Here is a 25,117-nt window from a genome sequence, read left to right on the forward strand (position 1 = left end):
GGCGCAGCCGGAGACGCCCGATGACCGAGCACAACATCCGCAACTTCGCGATCAATTTCGGGCCGCAGCACCCGGCGGCGCACGGCGTGCTGAGGCTCGTGCTGGAACTCGACGGAGAGATCGTCGAGCGGGTCGATCCGCATATCGGCCTGCTCCATCGCGGCACCGAGAAGCTGATCGAGCACAAGACCTACCTGCAGGCCACGCCCTATTTCGACAGGCTCGACTACGTGTCGCCGATGAACCAGGAGCATGCCTTCTGCCTCGGCATCGAGAAGCTGCTCGGGCTCACGGTGCCGCGCCGCGCCCAGCTGATCCGCACCTTGTTCTGCGAGATCGGCCGCATCCTCTCCCACCTCCTCAACGTCACCACGCAGGCCATGGATGTCGGCGCGCTGACGCCGCCGCTCTGGGGGTTCGAGGAGCGCGAGAAGCTCATGATCTTCTACGAGCGCGCGTCGGGCGCTCGGCTTCACGCCAATTATTTCCGGCCCGGCGGCGTCCACCAGGATCTGCCGTCCGCGCTGATCGACGATATCGAGGCCTTCATCGATCCGTTCCTGCAGGTGGTCGACGATCTCGACGACCTCGTCATGTCGAACCGCATCTTCAAGCAGCGCAACGTCGATATCGGCATCGTCACCGTGGACGAGGCCATGGCCTGGGGCTTCTCCGGCGTGATGGTGCGCGGCTCCGGCATCCCGTGGGACCTGCGCAAGTCGCAGCCCTACGAGTGCTACGAGGAGATGGAGTTCGACATCCCCGTGGGGAAGAACGGCGACACCTACGATCGCCAGGTTATCCGCATGGAAGAGATGCGCGAATCGGCCAAGATCATGCGTCAATGCTGCGTGAAGCTGCGAGAGCCCGCCGGGCTGGGGCCGATCGCGGCCACCGACGGCAAGTTCGCGCCGCCCCCGCGCCGCGAGATGAAGCGCTCGATGGAAGCGCTGATCCACCATTTCAAGCTCTACACCGAGGGCTTCCACGTGCCGGGCGGCGAAGTCTACGCGGCGGTCGAGGCACCCAAGGGCGAGTTCGGCGTCTATCTCGTCGCCGATGGCACCAACAAGCCCTACCGCTGCAAGATCCGCGCTCCGGGTTTCGCCCACCTCCAGGCGATGGACTGGATGTGCCGCGGCCACATGCTGGCCGACGTGTCCTGCGTGCTCGGCACGCTCGACATCGTGTTCGGCGAGGTGGACCGGTGACGGCATTCGAGGTTTCGAACTGATGGCCAATCGCAGACTCGCGCCCGCCTCCGAACAGCCGGCCAGCTTCGCGTTCTCGTCCGAGAATGCCGAATGGGCCAAAGGGCAGATCGAGAAATACCCGGAGGGGCGTCAGGCCTCCGCCGTGATCCCGCTGCTGTGGAAGGCGCAGGAGCAGAATGGTGGCTGGCTTCCGCAGAAGGCGATCGAGGCGGTGGCGGCCGAACTCGGCATGCCGCATATCCGCGTGCTCGAAGTCGCGACCTTCTACACGATGTTCGCCCTCGAGCCGGTGGGCCGGTTCTGGATCCAGCTCTGCGGCACGGTGCCATGCGATTCCTGCGGCGCGCGTGAGCTGAAGGGCTATCTTCAGGACCGTCTCGGACCGCCCGGCCATGTGAGTGCCGACGGCAATTTCTCCTGGCTCGAAGTCGAGTGTCTCGGCGCCTGCTGCAACGCGCCGATGGCGCAGATCAACCAGGATTACTACGAGGACCTGACGCCGGATCTCCTCGGCAAGCTGATGGACGATCTCGCCGCCGGCCGTCCGGTGACGATCGGCTCGCAAGTGGGCCGCACCTCCTCCGAACCGAAGGGCGGAGCCGATACCCTGACCGACGAAACGCTGTTCGACGGCTCCCGCGTCGGGGCGTGGCGCAAGCGCTTCGAGGATCAGGCCGCGAAATCCGACGATGCCGATGGCAAGGCCGAGGCCGCGTCCTCCGAGCAGCGTGCGGCGAACGACCCGAAGCCGGCCAAGCCCGATTCCGGCCGGGCGGCCGAGAAGCCTCCCGCCGATGCCCCCGCCCAGCGGGCCGCGTCCGGTGAGATTCCGGTGAAATCCGGCGACGCGGCCGATGCGGCCGATCCGAAGGAATCGACGGCACAGCCGAACAAGCCGGCCCCGTCCGCTCCTGAGATCATCGCGAAGGCGGAGGCTGCGGGAGCGGAGGCCGGAACGCAGTCCGATCTGCCGCGGAACGAGCCGCCGCCGCAACCGGCCGTGTCCGGCGCCAGCCCCGATGCGGCCGCGCCCAAGCCGAAGAAGCCGTCAGTCGCGAAGACGCCGGCCGCCCCGAAGACCGAGGAGAACTGACATGCTCTCCGATCAGGATCGCATCTTCACCAATCTCTACGGCCTGCATTCACCGACCCTGGAAGAAGCCAGGAAGCGCGGCGCGTGGGACGGCACCAAGTTCCTGCTGGAAATGGGCCGCGACTGGATCATCGACGAGATGAAGGCCTCGGGCCTGCGTGGCCGCGGCGGCGCCGGCTTTCCGACCGGCCTGAAATGGTCGTTCATGCCCAAGAAGTCCGACGGGCGCCCGCATTACCTCGTCGTCAATGCCGACGAATCCGAGCCGGGCACCTGCAAGGACCGGGAGATCATGCGGCACGATCCGCATCTCCTGATCGAGGGCTGCATGCTGGCCTCGTTCTCGATGGCGGCGCATGCCTGCTACATCTACATTCGCGGCGAGTACGTGGCCGAGAAGCACGCCCTGCAGAAGGCCGTGGACGAGGCCTATGCTGCCCGGCTCGTGGGCAAGGACAACGTCCACGGCTATCCGTTCGACATCTACGTCCATCACGGCGCGGGCGCCTACATCTGCGGCGAGGAGACGGCACTCCTCGAAAGCCTCGAAGGCAAGAAGGGAATGCCGCGGCTCAAGCCGCCATTCCCCGCCAATATGGGTCTCTACGGCTGCCCCACTACGGTGAACAACGTCGAGTCGATCGCCGTCGCCGGAACCATCCTGCGCCGGGGCGGCGCGTGGTTCGCCGGGCTCGGCGGAAAGAACAATACCGGCACGAAGCTGTTCTGCGTCTCCGGCCACGTCAACAAGCCCTGCAATGTCGAGGAAGAACTCGGGATCACCTTCCGAGAGCTGATCGACAAGCATTGCGGCGGCATGCGCGGCGGCTGGGACAACCTGCTCTGCTCGATCCCGGGCGGCTCATCGGTGCCGCTGGTGCCGGCCGAGCAGATCATCGACGCCAAGATGGATTTCGACACGCTGAAGAATCTCGGCTCCGGCCTCGGCACGGCGGCGGTCATCGTGCTCGACAGGTCCACGGACATCGTCTCGGCGATCGCCCGCATTGCCTATTTCTACAAGCACGAGTCTTGCGGCCAGTGCACGCCGTGCCGTGAGGGTACCGGCTGGATGTGGCGCGTGATGCTGCGCATGGCCGAAGGCCGGGCCCAGCGGCGTGAGATCGACATGCTCCTCGACGTGACGAAGCAGATCGAGGGCCACACGATCTGCGCACTCGGCGATGCCGCCGCGTGGCCGATCCAGGGCCTCATCCGCCACTTCCGACCCGAGATCGAGAAGCGCATCGACCGCTACAGCGCCAATCCGCACAGCGACCCTGTGCCGATGGCGGCGGAATAGCGCCGATGTCGTCATTCCACACTCGACCTCATCCTGAGGCGCCGCGAAGCGGCCTCGAAGGAGATCTCCAGAAAGCGCAGAGTCTCATTGAGGGCTCCTTCGAGGCTCGGCTTCGCCTCGCACCTCAGGATGAAGTCGCGGATGGGACGTCAAACCCGGATTTTGTGCCGAACTCCGAGATGATCGCATGACAAAACTCATCGTCGACGGCACCGAGGTCGATGTTCCGGCCGAGTACACCCTGCTCCAGGCTTGCGAAGTCGCGGGCGCGGAGATCCCGCGCTTCTGCTTCCACGAGCGGCTGTCCATCGCCGGCAATTGCCGCATGTGCTTGGTCGAGCTGAAGGGCGCGCCGAAACCCGTCGCCTCCTGCGCCTACGCGGTGAAGGATTGCCGGCCCGGCCCCAATGGTGAGCCGCCGGAGATCCTGACGCGCTCGGGAACCACGAAGAAGGCTCGCGAGGGGGTGATGGAGTTTCTCCTCATCAATCACCCGCTCGATTGCCCGATCTGTGACCAGGGCGGGCATTGCGACCTGCAGGATCAGGCCATGGCCTACGGCGTCGATTCGACCCGCTACGGCGAGAACAAGCGCGCGGTCGAGGAAAAGTATATCGGCCCGCTGGTGCGGACCGCCATGAACCGCTGCATCCATTGCACCCGCTGTGTCCGCTTCCTCGCGGAGGTCGCCGGTGTGCCGGATCTCGGCGCCATCGGGCGCGGCGAGGACATGGAGATCACGAGCTACCTCGAATCGGCCATGGGCTCGGAGCTTCAGGGCAACGTCGCCGATCTCTGCCCCGTGGGCGCCCTCGTCCACAAGCCGCAGAGCTACGAGGTGCGGCCCTGGGAATTGTCCAAGACCGAATCGATCGACGTGATGGATGCGGTGGGCTGCGCCATCCGCGTCGATGCCCGTGGCCGCGAGGTCATGCAGATCGAGCCGCGGGTGAACGAGGACATCAACGAGGAGTGGATCTCCGACAAGACCCGCCACGCGGTGGACGGCCTGCGCGCCCAGCGCCTCGACCGGCCCTATCTGCGCGAGAACGGCCGCCTGCGTCCGGCCTCCTGGGGTGAGGCCTTCGCGGCCATCGCCGCGAAGACGAAAGCCGCCGATCCGAAGCGCGTCGGTGCCATCGTCGGCGATCTCGCCGCCGTCGAGGAGATCTATGCCCTGAAGACCCTCATGGGGTCGCTCGGCGTGACCAATCTCGACTGCCGTCAGGCGGGCGAGGCGATTGACCCGGCCTGGGGTCGCGCCGCCTACACCTTCAACCCCACCATCCCCGGCATCGAGGAGGCGGACGCGATCCTCCTCGTCGGGACCAACCCGCGCCTGGAAGCCTCGCTTCTCAACGTCCGCATCCGCAAGCGCTGGCGCATGGCGCCGCTGGCGGTCGGTCTTATCGGCGAGGCCGTGGACCTCACCTATCCCCACACCTATCTCGGTGCCGGTCCGGAGACCCTTGCCGACATCGCTGCCGGCAAGCACAGCTTCGCCGAGGTGCTGAGGGCGGCGAGCCGGCCACTGGTCATCGTCGGGACCGGTGCGCTGGCCCGTCCGGACGGTGCCGCCATCCTCTCGGCGGCAGCCAAGCTGGCCGGGGAGATCGGTGCGGTCACCGCTGAGTGGAACGGCTTTGCCGTGCTCCAGACCGCTGCCGCCCGCGTGGGCGCTCTCGATCTCGGCTTCGTGCCGGGGGAGGGTGCTTTGACGCTCGCACAGATGGCCGAGCCAGGCGCCCTCGACGTGATGTTCAACCTCGGTGCCGACGAGGTCGAGATCGGTGCCGGCGCCTTCGTGGTCTACCAGGGCACGCATGGCGACCGCGGGGCCACCCGCGCCGACGTGATCCTTCCGGGCGCGGCTTATACCGAGAAGAACGCCACCTTCGTCAATCTCGAAGGCCGGGTGCAGACCACCAACCGCGCCGGCTTCCCGCCGGGCGACGCCCGCGAGGATTGGGCGATCCTGCGCGCCCTCTCCGACGTGCTCGGCAAGCGCCTCGCATTCGATTCGCTCGGTGCCCTGCGGCGCGCGCTCTATGCCGAGTATCCGCATTTCGCCGCCCTCGACGCGGTGGCGGCCAGCGATGTGGCCGCTACGGTCGAGACGCTGGCGGGCTTGGGCGGCGAGCCGAGCCGTTCGGCCTTTGCTCCGGCGGTTCCGGATTTCTACCTCACCAATGCCGTCGCCCGCGCCTCGCGGGTACTGGCCGAATGCTCGAGCCTCGCGCGGACGCGCGGCCTCGAAGCGGCGGAATAGGGGCTGCCGACCATGCTGGAAATCGTGGGCACCGTCCTGCTGCTGATCCTCAAGAGCTTCGTGCTCCTGGCGCTGCTTCTCGTCTTCATCGCCTACGCGTTGCTGGCCGATCGCAAGATTTGGGCGGCGGTGCAGCTGCGCCGCGGCCCCAACGTCGTCGGGCCCTGGGGCCTGTTCCAGTCCTTCGCCGATCTTCTGAAATTCGTGCTGAAGGAGCCGGTGATTCCGGCCGGCGCCAACAAAGCGCTGTTCCTGCTGGCGCCTCTGGTCTTCGCCACCCTGGCGCTCGCGGCCTGGGCAGTGATCCCGCTGGCAGAGGGTTGGGCCATCGCCGACCTCAATGTCGGCATCACCTACATCTTCGCGATCTCGTCGCTCGGCGTCTACGGCGTGTTGATGGGCGGCTGGGCCTCGAACTCGAAATACGCCTTCCTCGGCGCTCTGCGCTCCGCCGCGCAGATGATCTCCTACGAAGTCAGCTTGGGCTTCGTGATCATCTGCGTGCTGCTCTGCGCCGGCTCGCTCAACCTCTCGCGCATCGTCATGGCGCAGGACACCTCCCTCGGCATCCTCGGCTGGTATTGGCTGTGGCTGTTCCCAATGTTCGTGGTGTTCTTCGTCTCCGCGCTCGCGGAGACCAACCGCCCTCCCTTCGACCTGCCGGAGGCCGAATCGGAGTTGGTCGCCGGCTACATGGTCGAGTATTCCTCGACGCCCTACCTGCTGTTCATGCTCGGCGAGTACGTGGCGATCATGACCATGTGCGCCTTGGGAACCGTGCTGTTCCTCGGCGGATGGCTCTCGCCGATCCCGTTCGCGCCCTTCACCTGGGTGCCCGGGCTGATCTGGTTCGCCCTGAAGGCGAGCTTCCTGTTCTTCATGATCGCCATGGTGAAGGCCATGGTGCCCCGCTACCGCTACGACCAGCTCATGCGCCTCGGCTGGAAGGTGTTCCTTCCGCTCTCGCTCGTCTCGGTCGTCGTCGTCGCCTTTGTCCTCAAGCTCACTGGCCTCGCGCCGGGTGTTTGACAACCCCTCACGGAGATCCGAGCCATGAAGCTCGATCAGGTCGCTAAGGGTCTGCTGCTGAAGGAGTTCGTGTCGGGGTTCGCCCTCGCCATGCGCTATTTCTTCAAGCCGAAGGCCACGATCAACTACCCCTTCGAGATGGGGCATCGCGGGCCGCGCTTTCGCGGCGAGCATGCGCTCCGCCGCTATCCCAACGGTGAGGAGCGCTGCATCGCCTGCAAGCTGTGCGAGGCGATCTGCCCGGCGCAGGCCATCACCATCGAGGCCGGCCCGCGCCGCAACGACGGCACGCGGCGCACCACGCGCTACGACATCGACATGGTGAAGTGCATCTATTGCGGCATGTGCCAGGAGGCCTGCCCGGTGGATGCCATCGTCGAGGGCCCGAATCTCGAGTTCTCGGTGGAGACTCGCGAGGAGCTTCTCTACGACAAGGACAAGCTCCTCCTGAATGGCGACCGCTGGGAACGCGAGATCGCGCGGAACCTCGCGGTGGACGCGCCATACCGGTGATCAGGGGGGCTCCGGCGGTTGTGCACCGCAGGGGTGGGTTCTATAGACGGGCGGCCTGCACGGGCCGGTTTGACTTTCGGCAGAAGGGGCCGTCCTCGGGACGGCTGATCTCCATAATCGCATGAGTGCAGCCGCAGCCTTCTTCTACCTGTTCGCCGGCATCGCGATCGCGTCCGCGTTCATGGTCATCACCTCGCGCAACCCGGTCGCGTCGGTGCTCTTTCTCATCCTGGCCTTCGTCAACGCGGCCGGCCTGTTCGTCCTGATGGGCGCCGAGTTCCTGGCGATGATCCTCGTCGTCGTCTATGTCGGCGCCGTCGCCGTGCTGTTCCTCTTCGTCGTGATGATGCTCGACGTGGATTTCGCGCAGCTGCGGCAGGGCTTCCAGCAATACCTGCCGGTCGGTGCCCTGATCGGGGCGATCTTCCTGATCGAACTGCTGCTGGTCGTCGGTTCCTGGACCATCGATCCCGGCCTGATGCAGGCGCCGCTCGGCCCGCTCGCCAATGTCGAGGGCGTCACCAACACCCAGATGCTCGGGCGCGTGCTCTACACCGACTACGTCTTCTTCTTCCAACTGGCCGGACTGATCCTGCTGGTGGCGATGATCGGCGCGATCGTGCTCACCCTGCGTGACCGGCCGGGCGTGAAGCGCCAGAACATTTCCGTTCAGAACGCCCGGACGCAGGAGATGGCGGTCGAGACCCGCAAGGTGCCCTCGCGCCAGGGTGTCGAGGTCTGATGTCGGCTCCAGAGAAGGATCAGCGCTCATGATCGGCTTGAGCCATTACCTCACGGTGGCGGCGATCCTGTTCACGCTCGGCGTGCTCGGCATCTTCGTGAACCGCAAGAACATCATCGTCATCCTGATGTCGGTGGAGCTGATCCTGCTCGCCGTGAACATCAACCTCGTGGCGTTCTCCACCCACCTCAACGACATCACCGGCCAGGTCTTCGCCCTCTTCGTGCTCACGGTGGCGGCGGCAGAAGCGGCCATCGGGCTCGCCATCCTCGTCGTGTTCTTCCGAAACCGCGGCTCCATCGCGGTGGAGGACGTGAACATGATGAAGGGCTGATCATCCACATGCCGAGCCGCGCGGCGCGCCGCGCGATCCCCTAGACGAACATGGAGCGAGGCCGGTCATCCGGCACGCTTCCGGAGGCCGGGCCAGCCAGCGATGTATCACGCGATCGTCTTCTTCCCGCTCATCGGAGCCCTGCTCGCCGGCCTGTTCGGGCGCCAGCTGGGTCCTCGCGTGTGCGAGTACATCACCACCGGCTTCCTCGCCTTCTCCGCCCTCCTGTCCTGGGGCGCCTTCTTCGAGGTCCCGGGCTCGGATCACGCCACCCGCGTGCAGGTGGCGACCTGGTTCACGGCCGGCGACCTCGTGGTCGACTGGGCCTTCCGCATCGACACGCTCACCGTTGTGATGCTGGTGGTGGTGACCACGGTCTCGACCCTCGTCCATCTCTACTCCGTGGGCTACATGGAGGAGGATCCGCACCGGCCGCGCTTCTTCGCCTACCTGTCGCTGTTCACCTTCGCCATGCTGATGCTGGTGACGTCCGACAACCTCGTGCAGATGTTCTTCGGCTGGGAGGGCGTCGGCCTCGCCTCCTATCTGCTGATCGGATTCTGGTACGAGAAGCCTTCCGCCAACGCGGCCGCGATGAAGGCCTTCATCGTCAACCGCGTCGGCGATTTCGGCTTCTCGCTGGGCATCTTCCTCGTCTTCGTCCTGTTCGGGTCGGTGGCCTTCGACGGCATCCTGCCGCGCGCCAATGAGCTCAAGGACGCGACCTTCCACTTCCTCGGCTACGACTGGAACGCCATGACGCTGGCGTGCCTGCTCCTGTTCATGGGCGCCATGGGCAAGTCGGCGCAGTTCCTGCTCCACACCTGGCTGCCCGACGCGATGGAGGGACCGACCCCGGTCTCCGCCCTGATCCACGCCGCGACCATGGTCACCGCCGGCGTGTTCATGGTGGCGCGCCTGTCGCCGCTGTTCGAGGTGGCCCCCAACGCGCTCATCGTCGTAACGGTCATCGGCGGCATCACCGCGTTCTTCGCGGCCACGATCGGCATGGTGCAGAACGACATCAAGCGCGTCATCGCCTACTCGACCTGCTCGCAGCTCGGCTACATGTTCGTGGCCCTCGGCGTCGGCGCCTATTCGGCCGCCGTGTTCCACCTCTTCACCCATGCCTTCTTCAAGGCGCTGCTGTTCCTCGGCGCCGGTTCGGTCATCCACGCGATGCATCACGAGCAGGACATGCGGAACATGGGGGCGCTGCGCCGCTACATCCCCTTCACCTCCGCCATGATGACCATCGGTACCCTGGCGCTGATCGGTTTCCCCTTCACCGCCGGCTACTATTCGAAGGACGCGATCATTGAGGCGGCCTATGCCTCGACGCGACCGGGCCACACGCTGGCCTTCCTCGCGACCGTCATCGCCGCCTTGATGACCTCGTTCTATTCCTGGCGCCTGTTCTTCATGACCTTCGAGGGTCCGGCCCGCTGGGCGGGACACGGCGCCGCTCATCACGACGGCCACCACGCGACGCCGGCCGTTGCGCACGCGTCTTCGGCGGTTCAGGCCGACGGCGCGCCGGGTCACCACGAGGGCGTAGCCCATGACGACAAGGGCCACGACGTCGAGCCGGCCTCGCATAGCGCGATCGAACATCACGACCATGCGCACACGCCGCATGAGAGCCCGCTGGTGATGACGATCCCTCTCGCGATCCTCGCCTTCGGCGCGCTGTTCGCCGGCCTGATCTTCAAGAACCGCTTCATCGGCGACGGCATGGAGACGTTCTGGGGCCATGCGCTCGGCCACGGCCCCGACAACCACATCATGCACGACATCCATTCGGTGCCGGCTCTGGTGACCTACTCGCCCTTCATCATGCTGATGACCGGCTTCGTCCTGGCTTTCTGGATGTATATCCGCCGCCCGGAACTGCCCGGCCAGCTCGCTGCCCAGCAGCCGAGCCTGTACCGCTTCCTGCTCAACAAGTGGTATTTCGACGAGCTCTACGACCGGATCTTCGTCCGTCCGGCCAAGGGTTTCGGGAAGTTCCTCTGGAAGGAGGGCGATGGCCGCGTCATCGACGGGCTCGGTCCCGACGGCATCGCCACGCGCGTGCTCGACGTCACCCGCGGCGTGGTCCGGCTCCAGACCGGTTACGTCTACCACTATGCTTTCGTCATGCTCATCGGCGTCGCCGGCCTCATCAGCTGGTACATGCTCACCGGCATGCCCAAGGTGACGCATTGATGGCTCGCGCAGTGACGGCCGCCACCACGTATCGGAGTGCCCGCTAGATGTTCGGCCTCGGCATTCTCTCAGGCCTGCTGATCGTGCCGCTCTGCGGTGCGGCCTTCATCCTGACCCTCGGCAACGAATCCGAGAGCGTGAAGCGTAACGCCCGCTGGGCGGCGCTCGCGACCACCATCGTGACCTTCCTCCTCAGCCTCGTCGCCTGGGGCCGGTTCGACCCCTCGACCTCGAGCTTCCAGCTCATCGAGACCCATGGTTGGCTCGCCGAGACGATCAAGTTCAAGCTGGGCGTGGACGGCTTCTCGATGCCGCTGATCCTGCTCACCACGTTCCTGATGCCGTTCTGCATCGGCGCCTCGTGGCTCTCGGTGAACACCCGGGTGAAGGAGTATTTCGTCGCCTTCCTCGTCCTCGAGACGACGATGATCGGCGTGTTCTGCTCCCTCGACCTGGTGCTGTTCTACCTGTTCTTCGAGGCCGGCCTGATCCCGATGTTTCTCATCATCGGCATCTGGGGCGGAAAGCGGCGCATCTACGCCAGCTTCAAGTTCTTCCTCTACACACTGCTCGGCTCGGTGCTCATGCTGCTCGCCATCATGGCGATGTACTGGCACGCCGGCACCACCGACATCCCGACCCTGCTGCACACCCGCTTCCCCGTCGGCATGCAATACTGGCTGTGGCTCGCCTTCTTCGCCTCCTTCGCGGTGAAGATGCCGATGTGGCCGGTCCATACCTGGCTGCCGGATGCGCATGTGGAGGCACCCACCGCCGGTTCGGTGATCCTCGCCGGCATCCTGCTCAAGATGGGCGGCTACGGCTTCATCCGGATCTCGCTGCCGATGTTCCCGGACGCTTCGGCCTATTTCGCGCCGTTCGTCTTCGCGCTCTCGGTCACCGCGATCATCTTCACCTCGCTGATCGCGCTGATGCAGACCGACATCAAGAAGCTGATCGCCTATTCGTCGGTGGCCCATATGGGCTTCGTCACGCTCGGCCTGTTCACCCTCAACGAGCAGGGCATCCAGGGCGCCCTGTTCCTGATGATCTCCCACGGAATCGTCTCCGGCGCGCTCTTCCTCTGTGTCGGCGTGGTCTACGACCGGATGCACACTCGCGAGATCGCAGCCTATGGCGGCCTCGTGAAGCGGATGCCGCTCTATGCGGCCGCTATGATGGTGTTCACCATGGCCAATGTCGGCCTGCCGGGCACGTCGGGCTTCGTCGGCGAGTTCCTCGCCATGATGGGTGCCTTCAAGGCCAACCCCACCGTGGCGTTCTTCTCGGTCTTCGGCATCATCCTCTCGGCGGGCTACGCCCTCTGGCTCTATGCGAGGGTGATCTACGGCAAGCTCGAGAAGCCCAACCTGCAGGGCATCCTCGACCTCGATCTCCGTGAGAAGATCATCATCGCGCCGCTCGTGGCCCTGACGATCTACTACGGCGTGCATCCCGCGCCCATCCTCGACACCTTCGCCCCCTCGACGGAGGCGCTGATGCAGAGCATGAGGACCGCGCTCTCGAACACGCAGACCGCGGCGGTCGTCCCGCCCGTGGCGCGCTGAAGGTCGTATCGTCGATGACCGCTATCCAGGCCGTCCTGCCCTCGCTCTCGCCGGTGATGCCGGAGCTGATCCTCGCCATCGGTGTTCTGGCGCTGATCCTCTACGGCGCCTTCCGCGGCGAACGCTCGGTGGAGAGCGTCAATGTCGGCGCGCTCGTGCTGCTGATCCTGGCCTTCTTCGTGGTCGTGTCGCAATCGGGTGCCAAGGTCACCACCCTCAACGGCTCGTTCATCATCGACAATTTCTCGAAGGTGATGAAGGCGCTGATCCTACTCGGCTCGGCCGCCACGATCCTGCTCTCGCGCGACTACTTTCAGCGTGAGCGCATCGACCGGTTCGAGTTCCCGATCCTGATTGTGCTCTGCACCATCGGCATGATGGTGATGGCGTCCGCCAACGACCTGATCGCCCTCTATCTCGGCCTCGAACTGCAGTCGCTCGCGGCCTACGTCATCGCCGCCTTCCATCGCGACAACCTGAAATCGACGGAAGCCGGGCTGAAGTACTTCGTCCTCGGCGCGCTGTCCTCGGGCATGCTGCTCTACGGCTCGTCGCTGGTCTACGGCTTCACCGGGACCGTCTCCTTCCCCGGCATCGTCTCGGCACTCAACGACAATGCCGGTCTCGGCATCGTCCTCGGCATCGTCTTCGTGGCCGCCGGCGTCGCCTTCAAGATGTCGGCTGTGCCGTTCCACATGTGGACGCCTGACGTCTACGAGGGCTCGCCGACGCCGGTGACGGCCTTCTTCGCCTCGGCGCCGAAGATGGCCGCGGTGGCGATGACGGTGCGCATCTTCATCGGCGCCTTCCCGGACGTCACCGCCATCTGGCAACAGATCATCGTCTTCGTCGCCATCGCCTCCATGGCGCTCGGCTCCTTCGCTGCCATCGGCCAGCGCTCGATCAAGCGCCTGATGGCCTATTCCTCCATCGGCAATATCGGCTACGCCCTGATCGGGCTGGCTGCCGCTTCGGAGGAAGGCATCCGTGGCGTGGTGATCTACATGATCATCTACCTCGCCATGACGCTCGGTGCCTTCGCGGTGATCCTCTCCCTGCGCCGCGGCGGCCAGATGTACGAGACGGTGGACGACCTCTCGGGCCTGTCGCGGACCCATCCGGTCCTGGCCTTCTGCCTCGCCGCAATGATGTTCTCGCTGGCCGGCATCCCGCCGCTCGCGGGATTCTTCGGCAAGTTCTACGTCTTCGCTGCGGCCATCAAGGCGGATCTCGTCGGCCTCGCGGTCGTCGGCGTCGTCACCAGCGTGGTCGGCGCGTTCTACTACCTGCGCCTGGTCAAGGTGATGTATTTCGACGAACCGACCGCCCCCTACGAGGCGATGCCGCCGGGTCTTCGCATCGTGCTCGGCTTGTCGAGCGCGGTCGTGGTGCTGTTCTTCCTCGTGCCGTCTCCCCTCGTCAGCGCGGCGGGTGCCGCGGCCAAGTCGCTGTTCTAGGATTTTGGCGGATCATCGGCCGGACTATCGGCTCGGCGCGGCGGCGAAAGCTGCCGGCCATCGGCTTCATGTTCACGAAAGCCTCGGCTCGACCAACACCCAGGCGATGGAACTCGCGCGCCAAGGCGAGCGAGGGCCGCTCTGGGTCGTCGCTCACAGGCAGGAGGCCGGGCGCGGCCGCAGGGGGAGCGCATGGGCATCCCTGCCCGGCAACCTGACCGCGAGCCTGCTCTGGCCGGTCTCAGATGTCGATCCGGTGCATGTCCCGAGCCTCGGCTTCGTGGCAGGAGTAGCGTTGATCGCCGCACTGAAGAGAGCGATCCAACCCCCTCAGGATGAGGTTGGCGGTGGGAAGATTGGTGGCGGGTGCCCGTTCCGCCTGAAATGGCCCAACGACGTCCTGGCCTCCGGTGCCAAGCTCGCGGGGCTTCTCCTGGAGGCGGAATCCCATCCCGGCGGGCGCCGTTCGGCCGTGATGGGATTCGGCGTCAACGTCGCCGCGTCACCGCAGGACTTGCCTTATCCCGCTACAAGCCTCAGTCAGATACCGTACGAGACGCGCGCCGAAGATCTGTTCGACCACTTGTCGGACGAGATCGTCGCTGCTGCGCGATTATGGAACCGGGGCCGTGGATTCTCATCGATCCGCGAGCGCTGGCTCGACAACGCCGCCGGGATCGGCGCACCGGTCTCGGTGCGGGTCGGGGGCGACTTCGTGCAAGGAATTTTCGAGACGATCGACGAGGCGGGGCGGCTCGTCGTCCGATCGGATGATGGGACGCGACGGACCGTGACGGCGGGCGAGGTGCATTTGGGTTCGGCCGCGACGGCGGCTTGAGGTTTTACAGTGATGACGACAGGGCAAGACGAACTCGTCTTCGTGCCGCTCGGCGGCGTGGGCGAGATCGGCATGAATGCGGCACTCTACGGCTTTGGGCCGGTGAAGAACCGCAAATGGATCATGGTCGATTGTGGAATGGGGTTCGCAGGGGAAGAGGGTTTCCCGGGCATCGACCTGATGTTCCCGGATCTCAGCTTCATCGAGGAGCGCAGGGACGATCTTCTGGCGATCTTCATCACCCATGCGCACGAGGACCATATCGGCGCCATCGGTGAATTGTGGCCCAAGCTGAAGGCGCCGGTCTACGCGACCCGCTTCGCCAAGAACCTGCTCGAAGCCCGCAAGCTCAGCGAGCCGGGCGCACCCAAGGTGACCCTGCGCGAGATCGCCGCCCACAAGCCCGTCCGGGTCGGGCCGTTCGAGATCGAGTACATCCCGGTCTCGCACTCGATCCCCGAATCGAACGCTGTCGCGATCCGCACCGCGCACGGCCTCGTGCTGCATACGGGTGACTGGAAGCTCGACGCCACGCCGATCCTCGGCGACGTCACCTCCGAGGCCTCGTTCCGCAAGCTCGGCGACGAGGGCATCCTCGCCATGATCAGCGATTCGACCAACGTCGTACGCGAGGGGCGTTCCCCGAGCGAGGCCGAGGTCGCCGCAACCCTGCGCGAGCTGATCGCCGAGGCGCCGCACCGCGTCGCCGTCACCACCTTCGCCTCCAACGTCGCCCGCATGCGGGCGGTGGCCGAAGCCGCCCGCGATTGCGGTCGCGAGGTCATCGCGGTGGGCCGTGCCATGGACCGGGTCATCGGCGTCGCCCGCGAATGCGGCTTCCTCGACGGCCTGCCCGATTTCCGCTCGGCCGACAGCTACGGCTACCTGCCCCGCGACAAGGTGGTCTGCCTGCTCACCGGCTCTCAGGGCGAAGAGCGCGCGGCCCTGGCCCGCGTCTCCCGTGACGACCATCCCGACGTCACCCTCGCCTCGGGCGACCGCGTGATCTTCTCCTCGCGTGCCATTCCCGGCAACGAGCGGGCGGTGGGCGCGATCATCAACGACCTGATCAATGCCGGTATCGAGGTGGTGACGGACCGGACGAAGCTCGTCCACGTTTCCGGACACCCCCGCCGCGACGAGATGGCCGAGATGTACGCCTGGACCCGGCCGAAGACGGCGATCCCCGTCCATGGCGAGGCGCTCCATCTCGACGAGCATGCCCGCTTCGCCCTGGCGCAGGGTGTCGGCAACGTCGTCAAGGCTCGCAACGGCAGCGTCGTGCGCCTCGCTCCCGGCACTCCGGAGATCGTCGATCACGTGAAGGCCGGGCGCCTGTTCAAGGACGGCAACGTCCTGATCGACGCCAAGGACCGGGCGATCCCCGAGCGCCGCAAGCTCTCGCAGGCCGGCGTCGTGTCGGTCGCCATCGCCATCGACGTCCAGGGCGAGGTGCTGGGCGAGCCGGCCATCGACATCATGGGCCTGCCCAATCGCGGCAAGAACGGCCAGCCGATGCTGGACGTGGCCGTCGAGGCGGTCTCGCGGACCCTGAGCGGCCTGTCGAAGCAGAAGCGCAAGGATGCCGAGGCGGTGGAGAAGGCCGTCGATCGGGCGATCCGCTCCGCCGTGAACGAGGCCTGGGGCAAGAAGCCCGCCTGCCACGTGCAGGTGGTGGAGGTTTGAGACAGTAAGGGTGGAACGGCGCATGAACTCGCCGTTCCACCTCGCGATCTCATCCTGAGGCGTCCAGAGCGCAGCGAAGGCCTCGAAGGAGCCCTCCAGTGCGCGTCACGATCACTGGAGGGCTCCTTCGAGGCCGCTGACGCGGCACCTCAGGATGAGGGGGATGAGTAGGATCAACAGAACGAAAAGAGGGAGCAAACCAATGATCGGACGCCTGAACCACGTGGCCATCGCCGTGCGTGACCTCGACGCGGCCTGTGCCATCTATCGCGACACCCTCGGTGCCACGATCACCGAGCCGCTGCCCCAGCCCGAGCACGGCGTGACGGTGGTGTTCGTGAACCTGCCCAACAGCAAGGTCGAGCTCATGTCGCCCCTCGGCGAGGGCTCGCCGATCGAGAGCTTCGTCGAGCGCAATCCCAATGGCGGCGTTCATCACGTCTGCTACGAGGTCGACGACATCATCGTCGCCCGCGACAAGCTGAAGGCCCAGGGCGCCCGCGTCCTCGGGACCGGCGAGCCGAAGATCGGCGCGCACGGAAAGCCGGTCCTGTTCCTCCACCCCAAGGACTTCCTCGGCACCCTGGTCGAGCTGGAGCAGGTGTGAGCGGCGTGAACGCCCTGATCCGGGCCGTCTCGGCCACGACCTGGCGGACGCTCGCCGCCATGCTCGTGGTCATCTCGGCCGTGGCGGCTCTCGCCGTGATCCTGTTCAAGCTCACGGTGTTCGGGGCCTTCGCCCTGTATTTCGTGGTCTGGTGGACCCTGCTCTTCGTCATCCTGCCCCTGCGCAACCAGGTCGAGACCGACCCGGCGCTGATCGTGCCGGGCCAGGATCCGGGGGCTCCGGCCGCCCCGCGCCTGCGCGAGAAGGCGATCTGGACGACGCTCCTCGCCAGCGCCGTCTTCCTGGCGGCGATCCCGATCTTCGAACTGTCGGGACTGTAGATCCGCGAAACGGCGACGAAGCGGATCGTTCTGCGTCCGTATTCGAGCGACCGCGTCGACAATAAAAAAAGCAAGGCTCGCGCCTTGCTTTTGAGAACATAGATGACGTGTCAGCCTATTTTGTCTCACGCATTTCTGACGGCGTGGCGGCTGGAATTTCCTCCCGAGACTCGGACCTCGCGCTGCCTCTCCGGGCGTCGCGACCATCACGGGGCGCTTATAGGAACTGGACTGCGCATTGTCACGCCTCCGGAGATGATTCCTCACGTTTTTTTGCAAGAGTCGACGGATTCCGTCCCTGAGCGAGCCTGTGACGCGCTTCCGTGACGATTCCGAGCTTTCCCTGACTCCGCACGGCGCTTGTATTTTCTCGATGCAATGTGTTGTGTGCCCCGCAACGATGCGCGGCCCGACCGCGTCCCAAGGATTCAAGGCCCGCGATGCGTCTCTCCCGCTATTTCCTGCCGACCTTGCGCGAGACGCCCAAGGAAGCGGAGATCATCTCTCATCGCCTGATGCTGCGGGCGGGCCTGGTCCGCCAGGAAGCGGCCGGAATCTATGCCTGGCTGCCGCTGGGCCTGCGCGTGCTCAACAAGGTCTGCGCGGTGATCCGCGAGGAGCAGGACCGTTCGGGCGCCATCGAGCTCTTGATGCCGTCGATCCAGTCGGCCGATCTGTGGAAGGAATCCGGGCGCTACGAGGCCTATGGCAAGGAGATGCTGCGCATTTCCGACCGCCACGACCGCGAGATGCTGTTCGGCCCCACCGCCGAGGAAGTGATCACCGAGATCTTCCGCGGCAGCGTGCGCTCCTACAAGGACCTGCCGAAGAACCTCTACCAGATCTCCTGGAAGTTCCGCGACGAGGTGCGGCCGCGCTTCGGGACCATGCGCTCGCGTGAATTCCTGATGAAGGACGCTTATTCGTTCGACATCGACCAGGCGACGGCCCGGCACGCCTACAATAAGATGTTCGTCGCCTATCTGCGGACCTTCGCCGGCCTCGGCCTCAAGGCGATCCCGATGCGCGCCGATACCGGCCCGATCGGCGGCGACCTCAGCCACGAATTCATCATCCTGGCCCAGACCGGTGAGAGCGAGGTGTTCTGCGACAGGCAGTATCTCGATTTCGACGTTCCGCCGGTGACCACCGATTTCGACGACGTCGCCGGCCTGCAAGGCACGGTCGACCGCTGGACCTCGCTCTACGCCGCCACCTCCGAGATGCACGAGCCGGCCGCCTTCGCCGAAGTCGGCGAGGACAAGCAGATGGCCGCGCGCGGCATCGAGGTCGGGCACATCTTCTATTTCGGCACGAAGTATTCCGAGGCCATGGGTGCCAAGGTCACCGGGCCGGACGGCGTCGACCGCGCCGTCCATATGGGCTCCTACGGCATCGGCCCGAGCCGGCTGGTGGCCGCGATCATCGAGGCATCGCACGACGAGGCCGGCATCATCTGGCCGGATTCCGTGGCGCCGTTCGACGTCGCGCTGATCAACCTCAAGACCGGCGACGCCGCCACCGATGCCGCCTGCACCGAGATCCAGGCCAATCTCGAGGCCAATGGGCTCACCGTCCTCTACGACGACCGCGACGAGCGGCCGGGCGCGAAGTTCGCCACCGCCGACCTCATCGGCCTGCCCTGGCAGGTCGTCGTCGGTCCTCGTGGGCTGGCCGAGGGCAAGGTCGAGATCAAGCGTCGCGCCGGCGGCGAGCGTGAGAGCGTGGCTCCCATCGACCTGATCTCGCGCCTGAAGCGGAGCTGAGGCCGGCATGGCTCTCGCAGAGACGGTGAAGGAACGGCTGGCGGGACTGTCCGGCCTGTTCAAGCGCGGCAGCACGCCGCCCTTCGCGGCCTTCGAGTGGATCATCGCCGGACGCTACCTTCGGGCCCGGCGGCGGGGCGGCGGCGTCTCCGTCGTCGCCTTCTTCTCGGTCCTCGGCATCTCGCTCGGGGTCGCCACCCTCATCATCGTGCTGTCGGTGATGAACGGATTCCGCACCGAACTCCTGTCCAAGATCGTCGGCATCAACGGCCACGTCTTCGTCACCCCCATCGACAAGCTCTTCACCGACTATGTCGATCTTGCCGACCGTCTCTCGAAAGTGGCCGGCGTGCGCTCGGCGATCCCGCTTGTGGAAGGCCAGGCCTTCGCCTCTTCGCCCTATGGCGGCAGCGGCGTGCTGGTGCGCGGCATCCGCGGCGAGGACATCGATTCCATCGGCTCCATCGCCAAGACCATCCGCGGCGGCACGCTGGACGGGTTCGACGACGGGACCGGCGTCGCCATCGGGCGGCGGCTCGCCGAATCCCTCGGCCTCCAGGCCGGCGACCAGATCACCCTGTCCACGCCGAAAGGCGCCACGACCCCGTTCGGCACGGCGCCGCGCACCAAGGCCTATACGGTCAAGGCGATCTTCGAGATCGGCATGACCGAGTTCGACGCCACCTTCGTGTTCATGCCGCTGGCCGAATCCCAGGCCTTCTTCAACCGCGACGCCGATGTCAGCCTGATCGAGGTCTATCTCGACAATGCCGACGCCGTAGCGCAGTTGCGGCCCGATCTCGAAATGGCGGCCGAGCGGCCCGTCCTCCTCACCGACTGGCGCCAGCGCAACCGGACCTTCTTCGGGGCGCTGGAGGTGGAGCGGAACGTGATGTTTCTCATCCTCAGCCTCATCGTGGTGGTGGCGACCCTCAACATCGTTTCCGGCCTGATCCTGCTGGTGCGCGACAAGTCCAGCGACATCGCGATCCTGCGCACGATGGGAGCGACGCCGGGCACGGTGATGCGGGTGTTCCTCATCAACGGAGCCCTCATCGGCGTGGTCGGGACGCTGAGCGGGCTGGCGCTCGGAACGCTCATCACCCTCAACATCAAGCCGATCCAGCGGGTGCTGTTTCCCTCCGCCTGGGACCCCACCGTGCGGTTCCTGGCCGAGATCCCCGCCGAGATGAATTCCGGCGAGATCACGGTGGTGGTCCTTACCTCCATCGCCCTGTCGCTCGTGGCGACGCTCTATCCCTCCTGGCGCGCGGCCCGGCTCGATCCGGTGCAGGCCCTGCGTTACGGCTGAGGGGAGACAGGACATCATGACAACCCAAGCCGAGGCGGCCGGCGCGCAGCCGGTCCCGGCCCTGTTCTTCGCCAAGGTGGAACGCCGCTACGCGCAAGGGACCGGAGCCCTCGACATCCTGCGCGGTGCCGATCTCGCGATCTGGCCGGGCGAACTCGTAGCCCTGGTGGCGCCGTCGGGCGCGGGCAAATCCACCCTTCTCCACCTCGCGGGCCTGCTGGAGCGGCCCGATGGGGGAGAGGTCTATATCGGCGGCCAACCCACCGCCGCGATGCCCGATGCCGAGCGCACGCGCTTTCGCCGGGAGGAGATGGGCTTCGTCTACCAGTTCCACCATCTCCTGCCCGAGTTCTCCGCCCTGGAGAACGTGGTCATGCCCCAGCTCATCCGCGGCCTCGGAGCCAGGGAAGCAAAGGCGCGCGCCACCGAGCTCCTCAGCTTTCTCGGCCTCAAGGAGCGCCTGGTCCATCGCCCGGCCGAGCTGTCGGGCGGCGAGCAGCAGCGCGTCGCCATCGCCCGTGCGGTCGCGAACGGGCCGCGCCTGCTGCTCGCCGACGAGCCGACCGGCAATCTCGACCCGCACACGGCGGCGCATGTGTTCGGGATCCTGGTCTCGCTGGTCCGCGCCTCGGGCCTCGCGGCGCTCGTCGCCACCCACAACATGGAGCTCGCCGCACGCATGGACCGGAGGGTGACCATCCGCGACGGGTTGATCGAGCAACTGGCGTAGGGTTCGATCGAGGACGAAGGGATCAGAGCAGGCTGAGTCGGCAGAGGGCGATTGATCGGGCGACCCTGCGTCGTGTCAACGAATTCATCCGCGACGCCATGCGACCCCACTGGCACCGGCAAACCGCGGCCTGCCAGGGTGCATCTCAAAGTCTGCTGGTCTCCGCAGGTTCACCGGTGAGCATTGCCTCGTCGACAAGTTCTACCGATGCCGACCGAGCCGGCGAAATTTTGCCGTGCCGGCGATAGGGCGAATGATGTGATGTCGCCACCTTAACTGCATCGGGCCGCCGATAACTGCTTCTTCACCATGCTCACGCTTGCTTCCAATCCCCGCTTTACACAGAACAAAACAAGAACAAAGATCGACGCGTCAAAGAGAGGCGATCGCGATGTTCAAGCGGATGATCCTGACCGGAGCGGTGGAGTTCATGGCCTTCGGCCTGCTTTCGGGAGCGTTCGTGGTCTGGGCGGTGGCGCTTGCGCCGCTGCGCTGAGGGAAGCGCATCAGCGTTCCGTGAGCTTCAGTTCGATGCGGCGGTTGCGGGCGTAGACATCCTCGGTGGTCCCGGCCTCGAGGGGCTGGAACTCGCCGAAGGCGGCAGCGAGCAGGCGCTGGGGCGGAATGCCCTTGCCCGCCATGAATTGCACGACGGCGATGGCACGCGCCGCCGAAAGGGACCAGTTCGAAGGAAATTGCGAGCTGGCGATGGGGCGGGCATCGGTATGGCCGTCGACGCGCAGGACCCAGGGAATATCCGCCGGGATCTGCTTGGCGAGATCGAGGATCGCGGTGGCGATCCGGTCGAGCTCGGGCGCTGCCTCGGGTTTCAGGCTCGCAGAGCCCACCGGAAACAACACCTCCGATTGCAGGACGAAACGGTCGCCGACGACGCGGATGTCGCTACGATTGCCGAGAATCTGGCGTAGGCGCCCGAAGAAGTCCGAGCGGTAGCGCGCGAGTTCCTGGACCTTCTGGGCGAGCGCCACGTTGAGGCGACTGCCGAGATCGGCGATGCGGGCCTGGCTCTCGCGGTCGCGGCTCTCGCTCGCCGCCAGCGCGTCTTCTAGGGCGGCGAGCTGGCGGCGCATGGCGCCGATCTGCTCGTTGAGGAGGTCGATCTGCGAAGCGGCGCGCGCATTGGTGGCGCGCTCGGCCACCAACTGCTTGTCGAGCTCGCTCTGGCGGCCCTCGCTGCCCGCCGCACTTCCGGCCTGCTCCTTCAGCTTGTCGCGCTCGGCTTCCGTGCCGAGCAGCGTCGTGCGCAGGTTCGAGGCCTTCTCCTCCTGCGCCCGGCGGTTCGAACGTTCGAGGGCGAGGAGGTCGGTGAGGTCGGCGATCTGGCGGTTCAACCGGTTCAGGACCGAATCGCGCCCGGTGATCTCCTGCGACAGGAAGAACTGCCCCACCACGAAGATCGTGAGCAGGAAGACCACCGCGAGAAGCAGCGTCGCCAGGGCATCGACGTAACCGGGCCAGACGTTGAGGCTGCGGTCTCGACGCGTGCGCAGGGAGGCCATCAGGCCTTCTCGCGGCCGAGCCGGTCGAGCACCTGCTTCAACTCGCGTTCCCGCGTCGCCTGCGCCTCGACCCAGTCGCGGATCATCTGCTGCTCGGCACGCATGTGCTGGACGAGGCCCTGGATGCCTTCCGCGAGGTTGGTCATCGCCTGGGTCGCGACGCGGCCGTTGGCGCCTTCCGAGACGATGGCCGAGAGCCGGTCCACGGCCTCGGTCAGTTCGCGGGCCGAGGCCGGCTCCTGCGCCGTGATCGGCCGCGCGACCGCCGCCTGCTCCTCGCCCGAGACCAGCCAATCCTCCAGTTCGTTGTGGAAGCGGGCATGGGCCTGGCCGGCCTGGAGATCGAGGAAGCCGGTGATGAGCGAGCTCGACAAACCGAACAGCGACGCGGAGAAGGCGAGGCCGATGCCGGAAAGCGGCTTGGCGAGGCCGTTCTTCAATTCGTCGAACATCGCGCTCGCCTCGCCGCCGCCGCGCATGCTCTGGATCACCGATCCCACCGCGCTCAGCGTATCGATGAGGCCCCAGAACGTGCCGAGCAGGCCGAGCAGGATGAGGAGGCCGGCGACGTAGCGCAGGATCTCGCGGCCTTCGTCGAGGCGCGCGGCCACCGTATCGAGATAGGAGCGGATGCCGGCCTGGGTCGCGCCCTCGCGGCGCGCCAGGATCGCCGGGGCGAGGGGCGCCAGCAGCGACGGCGCCTTGGCCGACCCCTCGCCGGCAGCGACCGCATTGACGTAGGCCACCTCCCGGAAGAGCCGGATCACCTGACCGAAGGCGAGAAGGATCGCGATCAGCAGGATGCCGAGGATCAGCCCGTTCAGGCCGGCATTGGCGAGGAAGGCCGGCGTGATCTGCCGGAACAGGACGAAGGCCAGGAAGCCGACGAGGATCAGGAAGACCAGCATCCGGATCAGGTAGATGCCCGGGCGGCTCAAGGGGGCAGTCGCGGAGCGGGTCGCCATGGGCTGTCGGGGACTCTGAAGACGCTGATTTTGGATCAGGCGCTTAACTGCGAAAAACGAAAAGCACCGTGCATGCGCTCAAGCTGACATGCACGTACATTCGCCGCATCCTTGCCTGCGATCAAGCGGCAGTGCTCCTCGAAATCCGTCGAACGCCGGCTGTACACGGAATTGAGTGGGCGCCGGGGTAGCAGCGCCCCTGGCCGTACGCGTCGAGCCGACAAGCGTCGAGTGCAACCTGATCGTCGCCGCTAAACGCATCTGATCGGCACTTCGATGATGCGGCGGGGAGCCGAATCCCAGGGGCGCTTCTGGATGAGGCGAACGGTTGTGTCGCCGGAACGCTCCAAACGAACGCGAAAGACCTTAGAGCGGGCAGACCCTACGCCTTCGACCGGTGGCCCCAAGGCCTCACTCACGATCGTCGCCGCCTGACGCGGGACCTCGGCATGCCAGAGAAATCCGCCAATTCCCTCGCCAGGAGCGGAAACCTCGATTGTTTCGCCTGAATACGCCTTGATGGGACCGCGCCGTTCGAGCTCCATTGAGGTCCACTCCAGTGCGATTCCTTATCGCGTACCGGCTCATCCGCAGACAAGTCCCCCGTTCAAGCTGGAGAAATCGTCGCCCGACCTCAGGCCGTCGCCTTTTTGCGGCTGCGGAGCGGCTTCGTGGCAGCGACGTTGGACTTCAGGAGAGAGATTTCCGGATCGTAGAAAAGGACGTCGGAATCGATACCGCATTCGCCGAAACCGATTCTGAAGAACCCCGTCTCGCCCCAACCGGTCCCCCAACTGTTCTTGGCGATCCAGCATTGGTCGTTGTCGTCATATCCGATGATGCAGACGGCATGCCATCCAAGAAAATCGCCGGTCACGTGTGTGTAGATGCCGCTCCGGTAGGTGTAGAAATCCTGGAAGACACGAAAGCCTCCGATGACCGGCCCTTTTTGAAGCGCTTGTTTGCGAGCGATCTGAGATGCTGCCGTCTGGTAACGCGGCACGGTGACGACGGGTTTGATGTTCCTGCACGGCTGATTGCCCGGAACGTAAGGGAAATCGGCTTCCAGACCGATGCCGGGCTTCTTCGCGTAGGCGAGCGCCTTCGTGTAAAACCAGCCCGACTCACAGGCGTTCACCGCGCCGCAATAGAACAGGTGCGCCTCGGAAAGATCGATGGATCCACCGGGATTGCCTGTACCGATGAGAATTCGGCTTTCGATGGCTGCACAGGTTGCGAACGCAACGCAGGAGCCGCAATTCGACTGGTCCTTGATGGACGTGACGTAGTCGCCTCCATTGACGCCTCGCCAATCGAGATGTGGCGGCGGAGGCGCCACGACTTTGAACAAGGCGGATTCGGCATTGCGCGTTGCGACGACATCTCGCTTGGCGCGCTCTGGGTCGAACGACAAACCGAACCGTTCAGTCGCTGACGCGCCGGCATCGTAGAACTCGCTGACAATGGTCGGGCCCGAGTCCCATTTCGCACCTGCGCGCATGATCGCCGCGTTGATGCGATCGAAGTCGGGTTCGGCCATCTAGACAACCTCAGAGCTATTTATATACTAATAATCCCCTATAAGTTGTATTGAGTGGCGCTATCGCGGTCAAGTTGAAATC

22 protein-coding genes are annotated in these 25,117 nt (G+C 65.6%); 18 read left to right on the forward strand and 4 right to left on the reverse strand.

The genetic code is table 11. The features are described from left to right. Positions 1–20 precede the first annotated feature (20 nt). From ACFQ4G_RS04730 to ACFQ4G_RS04815, 18 genes are all read left to right on the forward strand, one after another. Positions 21–1,211: an NADH-quinone oxidoreductase subunit D gene (locus tag ACFQ4G_RS04730; protein ID WP_238204256.1), complete on the forward strand. Its 1,191-nt coding sequence runs from the start codon at positions 21–23 to the stop codon at positions 1,209–1,211. A gap of 22 nt (positions 1,212–1,233) precedes the next feature. After that, positions 1,234–2,307 (forward strand): NADH-quinone oxidoreductase subunit NuoE, encoded by a 1,074-nt coding sequence (gene nuoE / locus ACFQ4G_RS04735; protein ID WP_238204254.1) that lies wholly within the window; start codon positions 1,234–1,236, stop codon positions 2,305–2,307. A gap of 1 nt (position 2,308) precedes the next feature. Continuing rightward, entirely contained in the window at positions 2,309–3,610 is a 1,302-nt protein-coding gene (nuoF, locus tag ACFQ4G_RS04740) for an NADH-quinone oxidoreductase subunit NuoF (RefSeq protein ID WP_238204253.1), read from the forward strand. Positions 3,611–3,797: 187 nt separating this feature from the next. After that, positions 3,798–5,879: an NADH-quinone oxidoreductase subunit NuoG gene (nuoG, locus tag ACFQ4G_RS04745; protein WP_238204250.1), complete on the forward strand. Its 2,082-nt coding sequence runs from the start codon at positions 3,798–3,800 to the stop codon at positions 5,877–5,879. A 12-nt stretch (positions 5,880–5,891) separates the two neighbouring features. After that, positions 5,892–6,908 (forward strand): NADH-quinone oxidoreductase subunit NuoH, encoded by a 1,017-nt coding sequence (gene nuoH, locus ACFQ4G_RS04750; RefSeq protein WP_238204248.1) that lies wholly within the window; start codon positions 5,892–5,894, stop codon positions 6,906–6,908. A 24-nt stretch (positions 6,909–6,932) separates the two neighbouring features. After that, complete coding sequence (nuoI, locus tag ACFQ4G_RS04755) at positions 6,933–7,421, forward strand: NADH-quinone oxidoreductase subunit NuoI (RefSeq protein WP_019906843.1); 489 nt, start codon at positions 6,933–6,935, stop codon at positions 7,419–7,421. 121 nt (positions 7,422–7,542) lie between these two features. Further along, positions 7,543–8,163, forward strand: coding sequence for an NADH-quinone oxidoreductase subunit J (locus tag ACFQ4G_RS04760; RefSeq protein ID WP_238204247.1), 621 nt, complete (start codon positions 7,543–7,545; stop codon positions 8,161–8,163). 28 nt (positions 8,164–8,191) lie between these two features. After that, positions 8,192–8,497 (forward strand): NADH-quinone oxidoreductase subunit NuoK, encoded by a 306-nt coding sequence (gene nuoK, locus ACFQ4G_RS04765; protein ID WP_018042026.1) that lies wholly within the window; start codon positions 8,192–8,194, stop codon positions 8,495–8,497. A 102-nt stretch (positions 8,498–8,599) separates the two neighbouring features. Then, positions 8,600–10,705 (forward strand): NADH-quinone oxidoreductase subunit L, encoded by a 2,106-nt coding sequence (gene nuoL / locus ACFQ4G_RS04770; RefSeq protein WP_238204244.1) that lies wholly within the window; start codon positions 8,600–8,602, stop codon positions 10,703–10,705. Positions 10,706–10,752: 47 nt separating this feature from the next. Further along, the gene (locus ACFQ4G_RS04775) at positions 10,753–12,273 is read left to right on the forward strand and encodes an NADH-quinone oxidoreductase subunit M (protein ID WP_238204242.1); all 1,521 of its coding nucleotides are present in this window, start codon (positions 10,753–10,755) and stop codon (positions 12,271–12,273) included. A 14-nt stretch (positions 12,274–12,287) separates the two neighbouring features. Then, the gene (nuoN, locus tag ACFQ4G_RS04780) at positions 12,288–13,730 is read left to right on the forward strand and encodes an NADH-quinone oxidoreductase subunit NuoN (RefSeq protein WP_238204241.1); all 1,443 of its coding nucleotides are present in this window, start codon (positions 12,288–12,290) and stop codon (positions 13,728–13,730) included. A 4-nt stretch (positions 13,731–13,734) separates the two neighbouring features. Then, on the forward strand, positions 13,735–14,568 hold the full coding sequence (locus ACFQ4G_RS04785; protein ID WP_379039790.1) for a biotin--[acetyl-CoA-carboxylase] ligase: 834 nt from the start codon (positions 13,735–13,737) through the stop codon (positions 14,566–14,568). Positions 14,569–14,580: 12 nt separating this feature from the next. Continuing rightward, entirely contained in the window at positions 14,581–16,254 is a 1,674-nt protein-coding gene (locus ACFQ4G_RS04790; protein ID WP_238204239.1) for a ribonuclease J, read from the forward strand. 202 nt (positions 16,255–16,456) lie between these two features. After that, positions 16,457–16,861: a methylmalonyl-CoA epimerase gene (mce, locus tag ACFQ4G_RS04795; RefSeq protein ID WP_238204236.1), complete on the forward strand. Its 405-nt coding sequence runs from the start codon at positions 16,457–16,459 to the stop codon at positions 16,859–16,861. After that, positions 16,858–17,202, forward strand: a complete 345-nt coding sequence (locus ACFQ4G_RS04800; protein WP_238204234.1) for a DUF1467 family protein — start codon at positions 16,858–16,860, stop codon at positions 17,200–17,202. The genes mce and ACFQ4G_RS04800 overlap by 4 nt, the downstream gene beginning before the upstream one ends. A 440-nt stretch (positions 17,203–17,642) precedes the next feature. Next, positions 17,643–18,968, forward strand: a complete 1,326-nt coding sequence (proS, locus tag ACFQ4G_RS04805; RefSeq protein WP_238204232.1) for a proline--tRNA ligase — start codon at positions 17,643–17,645, stop codon at positions 18,966–18,968. Between the two features lie 7 nt (positions 18,969–18,975). After that, positions 18,976–20,280 carry a lipoprotein-releasing ABC transporter permease subunit gene (locus ACFQ4G_RS04810; RefSeq protein WP_238204225.1) on the forward strand — a complete coding sequence of 435 codons (1,305 nt, stop codon included), beginning with the start codon at positions 18,976–18,978 and terminating at the stop codon, positions 20,278–20,280. Between the two features lie 16 nt (positions 20,281–20,296). Continuing rightward, positions 20,297–21,010, forward strand: a complete 714-nt coding sequence (locus ACFQ4G_RS04815; RefSeq protein ID WP_238204223.1) for an ABC transporter ATP-binding protein — start codon at positions 20,297–20,299, stop codon at positions 21,008–21,010. A 506-nt stretch (positions 21,011–21,516) separates the two neighbouring features. Here the strand turns inward: ACFQ4G_RS04815 and ACFQ4G_RS04820 are convergent. The 4 genes from ACFQ4G_RS04820 to ACFQ4G_RS04835 form a co-directional block, all read right to left on the reverse strand. Further along, complete coding sequence (locus tag ACFQ4G_RS04820; RefSeq protein ID WP_238204222.1) at positions 21,517–22,530, reverse strand: peptidoglycan -binding protein; 1,014 nt, start codon at positions 22,528–22,530, stop codon at positions 21,517–21,519. After that, positions 22,530–23,495, reverse strand: coding sequence for a MotA/TolQ/ExbB proton channel family protein (locus ACFQ4G_RS04825; protein ID WP_238204220.1), 966 nt, complete (start codon positions 23,493–23,495; stop codon positions 22,530–22,532). Before ACFQ4G_RS04825 ends, ACFQ4G_RS04820 begins: the two co-directional genes overlap by 1 nt. 251 nt (positions 23,496–23,746) lie before the next feature. After that, positions 23,747–24,040 carry a protease inhibitor I42 family protein gene (locus tag ACFQ4G_RS04830; protein WP_379039795.1) on the reverse strand — a complete coding sequence of 98 codons (294 nt, stop codon included), beginning with the start codon at positions 24,038–24,040 and terminating at the stop codon, positions 23,747–23,749. An 89-nt stretch (positions 24,041–24,129) separates the two neighbouring features. Beyond that, complete coding sequence (locus ACFQ4G_RS04835) at positions 24,130–25,035, reverse strand: C1 family peptidase (protein ID WP_238204218.1); 906 nt, start codon at positions 25,033–25,035, stop codon at positions 24,130–24,132. Positions 25,036–25,117: the final 82 nt, after the last annotated feature.

This window comes from Methylobacterium marchantiae (assembly GCF_042679825.1).
GTDB classification, from domain to species: domain Bacteria; phylum Pseudomonadota; class Alphaproteobacteria; order Rhizobiales; family Beijerinckiaceae; genus Methylobacterium; species Methylobacterium marchantiae.